Source organism: Actinoplanes lobatus (genome assembly GCF_014205215.1).
Taxonomy (GTDB): domain Bacteria; phylum Actinomycetota; class Actinomycetes; order Mycobacteriales; family Micromonosporaceae; genus Actinoplanes; species Actinoplanes lobatus.
This window is the reverse complement of the sequence record NZ_JACHNC010000001.1, coordinates 6,271,614-6,283,433: the sequence shown is the minus strand read 5'-3', so window position 1 is coordinate 6,283,433 and position 11,820 is coordinate 6,271,614. Positions and strand designations below refer to the sequence as shown.

13 protein-coding genes are annotated in these 11,820 nt (G+C 71.2%); 9 read left to right on the top strand and 4 right to left on the bottom strand.

Annotated features, from left to right (window positions below; genetic code table 11):
- Positions 1–17: 17 nt before the first annotated feature.
- Complete coding sequence (locus tag BJ964_RS28820; RefSeq protein ID WP_188123609.1) at positions 18–452, top strand: MarR family winged helix-turn-helix transcriptional regulator; 435 nt, start codon at positions 18–20, stop codon at positions 450–452.
- Positions 453–533: 81 nt separating this feature from the next.
- Positions 534–1,292 (top strand): sterol desaturase family protein, encoded by a 759-nt coding sequence (locus tag BJ964_RS28815; protein ID WP_188123608.1) that lies wholly within the window; start codon positions 534–536, stop codon positions 1,290–1,292.
- 1 nt (position 1,293) lies between these two features.
- On the opposite strand, the gene BJ964_RS28810 is transcribed toward BJ964_RS28815, so the two are convergent.
- Positions 1,294–2,070 carry an inositol monophosphatase family protein gene (locus BJ964_RS28810; protein WP_188123607.1) on the bottom strand — a complete coding sequence of 259 codons (777 nt, stop codon included), beginning with the start codon at positions 2,068–2,070 and terminating at the stop codon, positions 1,294–1,296.
- A 145-nt stretch (positions 2,071–2,215) separates the two neighbouring features.
- On the opposite strand from BJ964_RS28810, the gene BJ964_RS28805 reads away from it, so the two are divergent.
- The 4 genes from BJ964_RS28805 (at position 2,216) to BJ964_RS28790 (ending at position 6,301) form a co-directional block, all read left to right on the top strand.
- Complete coding sequence (locus tag BJ964_RS28805; protein WP_188123606.1) at positions 2,216–2,866, top strand: AfsR/SARP family transcriptional regulator; 651 nt, start codon at positions 2,216–2,218, stop codon at positions 2,864–2,866.
- 88 nt (positions 2,867–2,954) lie between these two features.
- Positions 2,955–3,878, top strand: a complete 924-nt coding sequence (locus tag BJ964_RS28800) for a hypothetical protein (protein ID WP_188123605.1) — start codon at positions 2,955–2,957, stop codon at positions 3,876–3,878.
- A 116-nt stretch (positions 3,879–3,994) separates the two neighbouring features.
- The gene (locus BJ964_RS28795; protein WP_188123604.1) at positions 3,995–5,338 is read left to right on the top strand and encodes an anaerobic C4-dicarboxylate transporter; all 1,344 of its coding nucleotides are present in this window, start codon (positions 3,995–3,997) and stop codon (positions 5,336–5,338) included.
- Positions 5,339–5,347: 9 nt separating this feature from the next.
- Positions 5,348–6,301: a hypothetical protein gene (locus BJ964_RS28790; protein WP_188123603.1), complete on the top strand. Its 954-nt coding sequence runs from the start codon at positions 5,348–5,350 to the stop codon at positions 6,299–6,301.
- A gap of 49 nt (positions 6,302–6,350) precedes the next feature.
- On the opposite strand, the gene BJ964_RS28785 is transcribed toward BJ964_RS28790, so the two are convergent.
- A complete protein-coding gene (locus BJ964_RS28785; RefSeq protein ID WP_188123602.1) occupies positions 6,351–7,085 on the bottom strand; it encodes a Type 1 glutamine amidotransferase-like domain-containing protein in 735 nt (244 codons plus the stop codon).
- Positions 7,086–7,095: 10 nt separating this feature from the next.
- Positions 7,096–8,199 (bottom strand): M20/M25/M40 family metallo-hydrolase, encoded by a 1,104-nt coding sequence (locus tag BJ964_RS28780; protein WP_188123601.1) that lies wholly within the window; start codon positions 8,197–8,199, stop codon positions 7,096–7,098.
- A gap of 137 nt (positions 8,200–8,336) precedes the next feature.
- On the opposite strand from BJ964_RS28780, the gene BJ964_RS48215 reads away from it, so the two are divergent.
- Positions 8,337–8,516, top strand: coding sequence for a glutaminase (locus BJ964_RS48215; protein ID WP_229806780.1), 180 nt, complete (start codon positions 8,337–8,339; stop codon positions 8,514–8,516).
- Positions 8,517–8,553: 37 nt separating this feature from the next.
- Here the strand turns inward: BJ964_RS48215 and pdxR are convergent, their stop codons facing one another.
- On the bottom strand, positions 8,554–9,921 hold the full coding sequence (gene pdxR, locus BJ964_RS28770; RefSeq protein WP_203832697.1) for a MocR-like pyridoxine biosynthesis transcription factor PdxR: 1,368 nt from the start codon (positions 9,919–9,921) through the stop codon (positions 8,554–8,556).
- 46 nt (positions 9,922–9,967) lie between these two features.
- Here pdxR and BJ964_RS28765 point away from each other — a divergent pair, with 46 nt between their 5' ends.
- The gene (locus tag BJ964_RS28765) at positions 9,968–10,408 is read left to right on the top strand and encodes a carboxymuconolactone decarboxylase family protein (protein WP_203832696.1); all 441 of its coding nucleotides are present in this window, start codon (positions 9,968–9,970) and stop codon (positions 10,406–10,408) included.
- On the top strand, positions 10,398–11,537 hold the full coding sequence (locus tag BJ964_RS28760; protein ID WP_188123599.1) for an MFS transporter: 1,140 nt from the start codon (positions 10,398–10,400) through the stop codon (positions 11,535–11,537). Before BJ964_RS28765 ends, BJ964_RS28760 begins: the two co-directional genes overlap by 11 nt.
- The last annotated feature ends 283 nt before the right edge of the window (positions 11,538–11,820 follow it).

Below are 11,820 nucleotides of genomic sequence, written 5' to 3'. Positions count from 1 at the left end.
TCAACTAGGATGGCGTCATGACTTCCGAGGACTCCACGGACGCGCTTCTCGACGCCCTGGTCCGCTACACCTTCAAGGTGACCGGCGTGCTCACCCGCATCGGCGCCGAGAACGACCTGTCCCTCACCCAACTGCGGGTCTTCGGCATCCTGCGCGACCGGCGTCCCCGCGTCACCGAGTTGGCCGCCTACCTGGGCCTCGACAAGTCCACGATGTCCGGCCTGATCGACCGCGCCGAACGCCGCGGCCTGCTGGCCCGGGAGAAGAACCCGAACGACGGCCGCGTCGTCGACGTGTTCCTCACCCCGGCCGGCCACGAACTCACCCGGCGCCTGTACGGCGAGGCCCGCGCCATCCTCGCCCCCGAACTGGACCGGCTGCGCCCCGACCAGCGCGAACAGCTCCTCGCCCTGCTCAATCCCATCCTCGAGCCGGATGATGGGGCCCGATGACCCGCCCCCGCCGGGTGCCACACCGCGCCCATGAGCGGAGCGTTATGGTGCCGCGGCGGGCCCGGAGGCGATAGGAGCGGCATGCTGGAGTTTCTCGAGACGATGCACCCGGGCGGGTTCGCCCTGCTCGCCCTGGTGGAGAACATCCTGCTGGTGGGCGTGGGCGCGCTGCTCGGGCACGTGGCGTTGCGGCTGCCCGGCGCGCGGCGGCTCACCCCCGATCCCGGGCCGGTGAGCGGGCAGGAACTCGCACTGGTCGCCAGCACCACCGTCCTGAACACGGCGGTCACCGTCGCCGGGTGGTGGCTGTGGAAGGCCGGCGTCATCGTCCTGACCACCGATCTCGGCATGCGGACGCTCGCCGAGCTGGTCGTGCTGGTCATGGTGATGGACGTGCTGATGTACGCCGGGCACGCGACCGTCCACCTTCGAGCGCTGTTCCCGTGGGTGCACCGGCTGCACCACGTCTTCGCCGACGCCCGCCCGATCACCCTGTTCGCGCTGCACCCGTTCGAGGCGATCGGTTTCGGGGCGATGTGGCTGGTGGTCCTGGCCGTCCATCCGTTCTCGATCGCGGCGCTGACCGCCTACACGGCGCTCAACCTCGTCTTCGGTATCCTGGGCCACCTGGGTGTGGAGCCGCTGCCCCAGCGGGTCCGCGGCAATGTGGTCTTCCGGTGGATCGCCACCCCGACCATGCACGTCGGCCATCACGCCGAGCCGCGCTGGAACCTCGGCTTCTACACCACCGTCTGGGACCGTCTGTTCCACACCCTGGAACCCGGCTACGACCTGCGCCGCGCCGCCCCCGTCCCCGAGCCCTACCGCCTCGGAGCGTAGATCAGGCGGCGGCGCGGACCCGCTCGGCGAGCGCGTCCCACAGGGCCGGAGCGGCGCCGATGGTCAGCTCGGTGGAGAAGTCCGGGCCATGGCCGCCGAGAGTCACCCCGGCCTCGCGGGCGATCAGGGCGCCGGCGGCGATGTCCCACAGGTTCGTGTCGAGGGCGACGCCGCCGTCCAGCCGGCCGGCGGCCTGGTAGACCAGGTTCAGCGCGGCCGGGATCCGGCGGATGTCGCCGACCAGCGGCAGCAGCTCCCGGATCAGCTTGCCGGTGCGCTCCTTGGTCTTCGGGTTCGGCTGGAAACTGACGCCGACGAGCGCCTCGGCCAGCGGCGGCCCGCTCGACGCCGCGATCGGCTCGCCGTTGAGAAACGCCCCACCGCCGTCGACCGCGCTGAACGTCTCGTTTCCGGCGGGGTCGTGCACCACCGCCATCCGCGGCTGCTCCCCCTGGTAGAGCGCGATACAGACGGACCACGGCCCGGTACGGCTGACGTAGTTCCGCGTGCCGTCCAGCGGATCCACGACCCACATCCAGCCGCTCCCACCGGACCGCCCGTGCCCCTCCTCCGCCTGAACCGCGTCGTCCGGCCAGGCCGCGAGGATCGCATCGACGATGAGGCGCTCGCTGGCGATGTCGACGTCCGAGACGACATCGTTGGCGTGCGCCTTGGGCGCACCCATCTTCAGCGTGTCGCGCCGCTCCAGCTGCAACCGTCCGGCACGAACCGCCAGGTCGACAGCAAAGTCCCGGGCCGCGTCAAGATCTCGGTTCACCCCCGAAACGCTATCCGATCCCCGGCGGCGGTCCGTGTTCAAGGCTCGATGGTCGCCCGCCCGGTCGGCCTCGCCGCCGCCGGCCGTCGTTATGCTGCTCGTGACCTGCCGTAACGTCACAGCGGGGAACCTGGAGGTAAGGCACATGATCGACGGCTCGTCCGCCGGCACACTGCGGTTCGAGCTTCTCGGCCCGGTTCGCGCGTTCCGGGGCGACGATCCGGTGGACCTCGGGCCGCTCGTCCAGCGGGCGGTTCTCGCCGTCCTGCTGCTGCACGCCGACCGGCCGGTGCCGGTCCAGGAGATCGTCGCCGCGCTGTGGAACGGGGATCCGCCGGAGAACGGCGTCGACGTGGTGCAGCGGTGCATCGGCGGGCTGCGCCGCGCCCTCGATCCGGAACGCACGTCGTTGCTGGCGTTCACGAACGAGGGATATGTGCTGCGGGTCGGCGAGAACACGCTCGACACCGGCCTCTTCCGGGCGGCGCTGGCGCAGGCCCGCGCCGAACATCAAACCGGAGCCATCGGTACGGGCACCGACGACATCCGCCGTCACCTCGGCCTGTGGCAGGGCGAGCCGATGGCCGGGCTGACCGGGCGGGTGTTCGATTCGGCCCGCGCCCGCCTCAACGAGGAGCGCGCCACCGCCTCCGGACTGCTGGCAGCCCCGCAGAAACCACCGGTGCCGCCACCCGCACCCACCAGGATCGAGCCACCGCAGGCGGCGGATCCGGCCTACCCGGAGGCCGTCGACCCGTGGGAGGGCCACGACCTCCTTCCCCCTCACTCGATCTGAGGACGTCCAATAGTGGCGTGCCACAGCGGGTATCTCCTCCGTTATCGGGTGTAACAACGGTCCACCCACCGGCAGGGAGGAACCCGCATTGACGGCCGCGAAACCGAACCACCTGCGAGCACGGCGCCTACTGCTGGACCACCTGGACATACATCCTGGCCGAACCGTCGGCGACGACCTGGATCCGCTCGAGGCCGGAATCGTCGGCGACACCGATCACGCCGCCGGCGGCGACTCCTACCACCTGGGCAAGGACCAGATCCGGGCACGAGGGGGCCGCGACCGCTACTCGGTCGACGAATCCACGCGTGACCGCAGCGGCCTCGACGACCACGCGTCCGCCATGGACATCGGCTTCTTCCGCCTCAAGACCCCTCGCGGCACCTTCGACCTCTACGACTTCAACGCCTGGCTGATCCCGCTCTGCAAAGCCGGCGATCCCGACACCCGCGACCTGCGTGAGGTCATCTACAGCCCGGACAGCCGGACGGTACGCCGTTGGGACCGGCTGGGCCGGCGCACCACCGGAGACGACAGCCACCGCACCCACACCCACCTGTCCGAACACCGTGACGCCGACGGCCACCGCATGGTCCGGCTGGCGACACGGTGGCTGCGGCACATCGCTCTGCTCCCCGAGGAGGACACCATGACCAAGGCCGAGTTCCTCGCGATCCTCAAGGACAAGGACGTCCGGGCCGCCCTCGCCGGCGCGATGCTCCAGACCGACGGCCTGATCCCGGCGCCGCCCGGCAACACGAACCCGGACGGCACCGCCAACACCCACTGGTCGCTCGCCTCGTACGCCCAATGGACGTACCGGCATCTGATCGACGCCCGTACCGCGATCACCACCCTGGCCACCCGGGACCAGGTCGACGAGGTCGCGCTGGCGGGCGCGCTGGCCCCGATGCTCGCGGCCGCGCTGCCCGGCGACCGCGACGATCTGACCCCCGCCGAGCTCCAGCAGGCCATCGTGGGGGCCCTGCGCGAACTCGCCGGAAGCAGCTGACCGGAACGGGTCATCCTTCGGGGATGAGCCAGGTTTCCACGTGGTCACCCGATCCTTTATCGACGCTTGCGGACGGAGGGCCCGTTCGGGCGCGTCGGTGAAAGCCGGGAGGTCACGTGGGAACGGGGCTGATAATCCTGCAGGGCGTCGTCGTCATCGGCGCGATCCTGCTCGGCGTACGGATGGGCGGCATCGGCCTCGGGCTGTGGGGCCTGGTCGGCCTTGCGGTGCTGGTGTTCGGTTTCGGGCTGGCGCCGGGCGAGCCGCCCACCTCGTCGATGCTCATCATTCTGTCCGTCATCACGGCGGCGTCGACCATGCAGGCCGTGGGCGGCATCGACTATCTGGTCGAGGTCGCCAAGAAGATCCTGAAACGCAAACCCGCGCTGATCGCGCTCATCGCGCCGGTCGTCGCGTTCATCTTCACCCTCGGTGCGGGCACCGGCTTCATCTACTACCCGCTGATTCCGGTCATCTTCGCGGTGGCCTATTTCAACGGGGTACGACCGGAGCGGCCGCTCGCAGTCGCGGGAACGGCGTCACAGTTCGCCATCACGGCCAGCCCGGTCAGCGCCTCGATGGCCACCCTGGTCGGCCTGCTGGACCCGGTCGACTTCGGGATCGGCGACATCCTGATCGTCGTGCTGCCGGCCAGTGTCGTGGGCCTGCTCGCCGCGTCCTTCGTACAGATGCGGGTCGGTAAGGAACTCGCCGACGATCCGGAGTACCAGCGCCGGATCTCGTCCGGCGAGATCAAGCCGGTGGACACCAGCGTGCTGGAGGCCCGGCAGCTGCCGAAGGAGGCCAAGCGCAGCACGTTCATCTTCCTGGCCGGTATCGCCGTCATCGTGCTGCTCGGCATGGTCGAGTCGCTGCGCCCGGCCTTCCCGGACGACGAGGGCAACCTGGTGCCGATCAGCACCTCGATCGTGATCCAGATCGTGATGGGTGTGACCGCCACGCTGATCGTGCTGTTCTGCAAGGTCAAGATCAAGGACGTGGTCACGCAGAGCACCATGACCTCCGGCCTGGTCGGCCTGATCGCGCTGTTCGGCATCGCCTGGCTGGCGGACACCTGGATCGCGGCGAACGAGACCGCGATCGTCGACGCCATGGGTGGCCTGGTCGAGGCGGCGAGATGGACGATCGCCATCGCCATCTTCATCGTGGCGGCACTGACCACGAGCCAGGCGGCGGCGCTCGCCGCGATCGTACCGATCGGTCTGGCTCTGGACATCCCGCCGCAGTTCCTGGCAGCGTTCTCGGTGGCCGCGATCGGCATCTACTTCTTCCCGGCCAACGGCTCGCAGGTCACCAGCATCGCCGCCGACGAGACCGGCACCACCGGGATCAGCCGGTTCGCGATCTGGCACTCCTTCTCGCTGCCGATGTTCATCATGTGGCTCGTCTCGACCGTGGTGGCGCTGGTGACGGCGGCGCTCGTCTACGGCACCAGCTAGGAGGCTGCGATGACGAAGCGGTGGATGCGGTCCGTCCTGGCCGCCGCGGGCGTGTTCGCCCTGGTGCTGACGCCGGTCGCGGTCCGGGCACAGGAGGCGGCCGGCTACGACGGCTTCATCCGGGACGGCAGCTGCGCGGAACCCGGCCAGGACCTGCACATCGACCTGGCCGGCGGCGGCAGCCACGACGTCGAGCCGTACCGGGCCGAGGGCGCCGCGCTCGGCTTCTACGGGGCGCCGCAGGTGCCCGGGTTCGGTGTCGGCGCGATCTACAGCGGCCAGCGGTTCTCGCTGGTCCTGACCGAGGGCGGGCGGGACGTGGCGTGCGGCGACCTGCTCCAGCCCGAGGAGGACCGGTTCGGGCGGGCCGGACTGGCCGTGGCGCAGCTGCTGCCGGCCGGTGACGGAGGCGTACAGGGTGTGGCCGTCCTGGAACGGACCCGGCTGGAGCGGGAGCTCGACATCGTGCCGACCCGGGCCCGCATCCTGGTGTCGGCCGGCGCGGTCACCCCGCCCGCACAGCCGGCGAACGGCTACAACGCCCATGTCAAGGGCGGTACCTGCCAGGCGCCGAGCGGTCCGATCCGGCTCAACCTGCCGGGTGAGGGCACGTTCGACGTCACCCCGTACCGGGCCGAGACGGGTCCGGGGCGGTCGGCGACACTCGCGTACGTCGGCAGTCCGCCGGTGCCCGGGTTCACTCTGGCCACCGCCTACACCGGCCTGCAGAGGTTCTCGCTGACCATCAGCGACCCGACCGGGCAGACCACCGCCTGCGGGGACGTGCTGCGGCCCGACTCGGACGCGTTCGTCGAGGCGGGACGGGCGCTGGTGCTGCTCAATCCGACCGGATCGGCCGGCACCCCCGGCTACGCGGTGATCCAGCGGGTCGGCATGCAACGCGAGCTGGACGTCACCCCGACCCGGGTGTCGATCATCCTGTTCGCGGCACCGGCCGTCTAGGACGGCGAAACGGCCGGCGGCCCAGTGAGCCGCCGGCCGTTTCCCGTGCTCAGGTCGAGACGCTGCGGCTGGCCACCCGCTCGGCGAGCAGGCGGCACGGGATCTCCTCCTCGACGATCCTGCCGTCGTGGGCGTACACCTTCAGCGCCTGGGCGCCCGGCTCGGAGGTGACCGCCTCCACCGGTTCCCCGTCGGCGGTGAACCGGATGGCGACACGGTTGCCGGAGGCGTACCCCATCTCCAGGGACCCGTCGAGCAGGGCCGCGTGGAAGATCGGCCGCCGCTGGTCCTCGGCGTCGTAATGCGGGCAGTAACTGCCCTTGATCATGCCGAGGCCCTCGTTCAGCAGCTGGAGCGTCGGCCCGTACGAGTCGGTGGTCCCGCCCTCGAACCAGCACAGCCCGCCGGCGCTGCCACCGGTCAGCACCGCCCCGCCGGCCAGCGCCTGATGCAGCAGCGTGTCCACGCCCTGCCGCCGCCACACGTCCAGCATGTTGGCGGTGTTGCCGCCGCCCACATGGATCACGTCAGCACCGAGCACGATGCCGGACAGGTCGTCGAAGTCGCGGTGGAACAACCGCAGATGCCGCGGCCGGCACCGTCCGGAGTGGAACGCCTCGTAGAACGACACGATGTAGCTGGCGTCGTCCCCGGTCGCCGTCGGCAGGAACAGCACCACCGGGTCGTCCTTGCCGGTGAGCTCCAGCACGTAGTCGTGCAGCGGGTCGTCGCGGCGGTCCATCACCGCGCGGCCGGCGCCCATCGGGACGATGTGACCTGGCATGAAAGCTCCCTCACTGTTGCTGGGTGGCGATGGTCAACAGGATCGCGCACGCCGCCACCATGTCGTCGATCGCGATGTGCTCGCTGGTCGCGTGTTCGTCGACCATGCCGGTGGCCAGGCCGACACACGGGATCCCGCGGGCGTTGAGGAAGTTGCCGTCGGTGCCGCCGCCGGACTTGCGGTCGATCACCTCGATGCCGTGCGCCCGGATGGCGCGGGCCGCGTCCCGGTACGGCTTCGCGACCGGGTCGATGTGGTAGGTGTGGTAGATCTCCTCGGCCACGAACTCGTAGGTCGCCCCGTGCCGCCGCGCCGCCGCGTCCACGGCGGCCCGCATGGCGGCCAGCTGCTTGTCGAGTTTCCCCTGGTCGTGACTGCGGGCCTGACCGGTGAGGACGGCGGTGGCCGAAACCACGTTGCGGGCCTCCCCGCCGGCCAGGATGCCGATGCCGGCGACCGTCTCGTCGTCGATGCGGCCCAGCGGCATCGCGGCGATCGCCTCGGCCGCCACCCGCAGCGCGTCGACACCCTTCTCCGGCTCCACACCGGCGTGGGCCTTGCGCCCGTGCACGGTGATGTCGACGTCCATCGCGGTGGGCGCCCAGTAGGTGATGGAGCCGATCGCGCCCGCGGTGTCGAACACGTACCCGTGGGTGGACCGCAATCGCGCCACGTCCAGCTGCCGTGACCCGACCAGGCCGGCCTCCTCGGCCACCGACACGACGAACTCGATCGTCGGATGCGGCAGCTCCGGATGCTCCCCCAGCAGCGTCAACAGTTCCAGACAGGACGCGATGCCGGCCTTGTCGTCGGCGCCGAGGATGGTGGAACCGTCGGTCCGGATCACCCCGTCGTCGCCGATGACGGGCCGGATCCCGACGTCGGTGCCGACGGTGTCCATGTGCGTGGAGATCAGGAAGCCCTCCCCCGGCCCACCGGCCAGGGTGGCGATCAGGTTGCCCGCCTCGTCCCGGCGGACGTCGGCGCCCAGCTCCGTGAACCGGCGCTCCAACTCCACACCGATCCGCTGCTCCTGCCCGGTCGGGCTGTCGATCGCGACCAGGTCGAGGAACGTCCGAACGAGACGATCCCGGTCCACCGTCACCGCTGCCATGTCGATCCTCTCCTCGGCGTACGGTCATGGTCGCGGCCGTCGCGGGCCCGTCGCCTCACCCGTCCGGGATGAAGGACGCCACGCGGCGCCCGGTCAGCGTGACCTCCCGCAACCGGCGTCACGTCACGGAGTCGAACATGGCATCGGATGAGTACGTCTCGACCGCCGGCGAGCTTCCCTCCCCCCGACGAGGTTCCCTGGCCACCTTCGCCCCGCCGCTGGACAACTTCGGCAACAGCGTCCGGGGCCTGCTGGCCGCCCGCTTCCTCTCCCGCCGCCTGGGCCTGCCCCTCTTCGCCTCCGAGGCGGCGGCCTGAGCTCCTCGGTGGATCGGCCGGTGATCACCAGAAAGCCCTAATCCAGGGCGGCGCACAGGGCGTGGACGGCGGCGGCGAAGCCATGTTCCGGTGGGGTGCCGTAGCCGACGACCAGGCCGTCGCGCGGTGGCATCGGGCTGGCCGGATGACGGTAGGCGGACAGGCCGTCGACCGCCACGCCGAGGGTGCGGGCGGTGGCCAGAACCCGGGGTTCGCTGCCCGGCGGCAGGGCCAGCACGGCGTGCAGGCCCGCGGCGATACCGGTCACCCGTACCGTTGGGTGTCGCTCTTGGAGGGCGGTGACCAACAGATCCCGCCGGCGGCGATAGGTCTGGCGCCTGCGGCGCAGATGCCGGTCGTAGCCGCCGGAGGCGAGGAAGTCGGCCAGCGTCAGCTGGTCGCCGACGCCGGACCAGAACTCGCGCCCGCCCTTCACCGCGAGCAGGTCGTCGATCAGGTGGTCCGGCAGCACCATCCAGCCGAGCCGCAGCGCCGGGGACAGGCTCTTGCTGGCCGAACCCAGATAGACCACCCGATCCGGGTCGAGGCCCTGCACCGCGCCGATCGGCTGGCGGTCGTAGCGGAACTCGCCGTCGTAGTCGTCCTCCAGGATCAGCCCGCCGGAGGCGCGTGCCCAGTCGACGACGGCGGTGCGGCGGGCCGCGTGCAGGGCGCCACCGGTCGGGTACTGGTGCGCGGGCGTCAGCAGCACCGCGCCCGCCCCGCTGCCGGGCAGCGTCGCGATGTCGGCGCCACGCTCGTCGACGGCCAGCGGGACCGTCCGGATCCCTGCGTTCTCCAGGATCTGGCCATGGAACCGCAATCCGTACGCCTCCACCGCGACCGTCCTCGGCAGCAACTCGGCGAGCAACCGTAGACCGCCGGCGAACCCGGCGCAGATGACGATCCGGTCGGCGTCGGCGCGGACGCCCCGGGCCCGGCCCAGGTATTCGGCCAGCGCCCGCCGCAGTTCCGGCCGGCCACGAGGGTCGCCCGGCCCGAACGCCTCACTGGGCGCCGCGGTCAGCGCCCGCCGCGCCGACGTCGACCACGCGGCCCTCGGGAACGCGGCGGCGTCCGGCGAGCTCGGCGCGAGATCGTGCACCGGCCGCCGGTCGTGGGCGCTTGGCTGCTGTGGCCGGTTGCCGGCGGGCGGGGCGGCACGGGCCGCGACCCGGGTACCGGAGCCCTGCCGGGCGGTCAGCCAGCCCTCCTCGACCAGTTCCGCGTACGCCTCGGCGACCGTGTTGCGGGCGATGCCGAGGTCGGCGGAGAGCGCCCGGTAGGACGGCAGCCGGGTGTCCGGTTTCAGCTGGCCCGACCGGATCGCGTCACGCAGCGCCCGCATCAACCGCGCCCGGCGGCTGCCCGGCCCATCCAGCGAAGTGACCCATGAATCCGGCATGGAAATGAACCATAGCTGAGGTCACTTCCGTTCCTAGGCTCAGTTCATGACCGAACAGCGCATGACCTTCCGTACCGCCGCACCCCAGGTCCACCGGGCGATGCTCGCCCTCGATGCGGCCGCGAAACAGGGCCTCGACCCGGTTCTGGCCGAGTTGGTCCAGATCCGGGCGGCGCAGATCAACCGGTGCGCCTACTGCATCGGCTACCACACCCGTGACGCCCGCAAGGCCGGCGAGACCGAACAGCGGATCTTCCAGCTCACCGCCTGGGAGGAGTCGCGCCTCTACACCGAGCGCGAGCGGGCGGCGCTCGCCCTCACCGACGCCGTCACCCTTCTGCCGCACGGCGTCTCCGATCAGGTGTACGCCGAAGCGTCCCGCCACTTCGAAGAGCCGGAGCTGGCGCGGCTCATCGCCCTGATCCTCACCGCCAACGCGTGGAACCGGATCAACGTCACCTGCCGCACCGCACCCGATGACCACTGAGGTCCTGGCCCGGCCGGTTCGCGGCTGGGTGGCCGTCGCCGCGGTGACCCTGGGCATCTTCGCCCTGATGACCTCCGAGTTGCTGCCGGTCGGCCTGCTCACACCGGTCGGAGCGGCGCTCGGGGTGGCCGAGGGGGTGGCCGGATTGATGGTGACGGTGCCCGGTCTGGTCGCCGCTGTGTCAGCGCCGCTGGTCACGGTGGCGACCGGCCGCCTGGACCGGCGGCTGGTCCTCGGCCTGCTGGTCGGCCTGGTCGGTGCCGCCAACCTGATGTCGGCGTTCGCGACGAGCTTCACCGTGGTGCTGGTGGCGCGCTTCCTGATCGGGATCAGCGTCGGCGGATTCTGGTCGGTGGCCGGTGGCATCGCCCTGCGGCTGGTGCCGTCGCACCACGTGCCCCGGGCCACCGCGGTGATCTTCGCTGGCGTGGAGACGGCATCGGTGCTGGGTGTACCGGCCGGAACCCTGCTGGGCGACCACGCCGGGTGGCGGACGGCGTTCGCCGCGGTCGGTGTGCTGGGCCTGGTCGCGCTGGCGGCGATCGTGCTGCTCACCCCGGCGCTGCCACCTTCGAGGACACTACGGCTGATCGATCTGCCCGCGGTGCTGCGGGGCGTCCGGGGCCTGCGGGCGGCGCTCACCGCCACGTTCCTGATCATCACCGGCCACTTCACGGCGTACACGTTCGTCCGCCCGGTCCTGCTCGCCGACGGCGTGTCCGCGCCGATGGTGGGTGTGCTGCTGCTGGTGTTCGGGGTGGCCGGGATCTGCGGCAACGTCGTGGCCGGTGCGCTGATCCATGGCCGGATCCGGGCGGCCGTGGTGCTGATCGCCACGGCCCTGGCCGTCGCCATGGTCGCGCCCGGCGGTCCCGGCTGGCTGATCCTGTGGGGACTCGCTTACGGCGCCGTCCCGGTCACCCTCCAGACGTGGGTGCTGACCGCCGCCCCAGCCGCGACCGAGGCCGCAAGCGCCCTGTTCGTGTCCGTCTTCAACGCGTCGATCGCCCTGGGCGCCCTGCTCGGCGGCCTGGCCGTGGACCGTCTCCCGCTGACCGGGGTGCTGCTGATCGGCGCGGCGCTGTCGCTGCTCACCCTAACTGTGGCGCGCCGCGCCCCAGACCGCTGAGGCGCGCCTCCCCTCCCCCGGGCGCCAATCTTGGACGCCTCACCACCGTCAGCGGTGCCCAACCGTCCAAGATCCCCCACGAACAAGCCCCGAGACCCGCCTCCCCTCCCGGCGCTGATCTTGGACGTTCCACCACCCTGCGCGGTGGCCAACCGTCCAAGATCCACCACGGACGAGCCGCGGGAGCAGCCTTCCCCTCCCCCGGGCGCCAATCTTGGACGCCTCACCACCATCCGCGGCGCCCAACCGCCCAAGATCCCCCGCGGACAAGTCCCGCAACCCG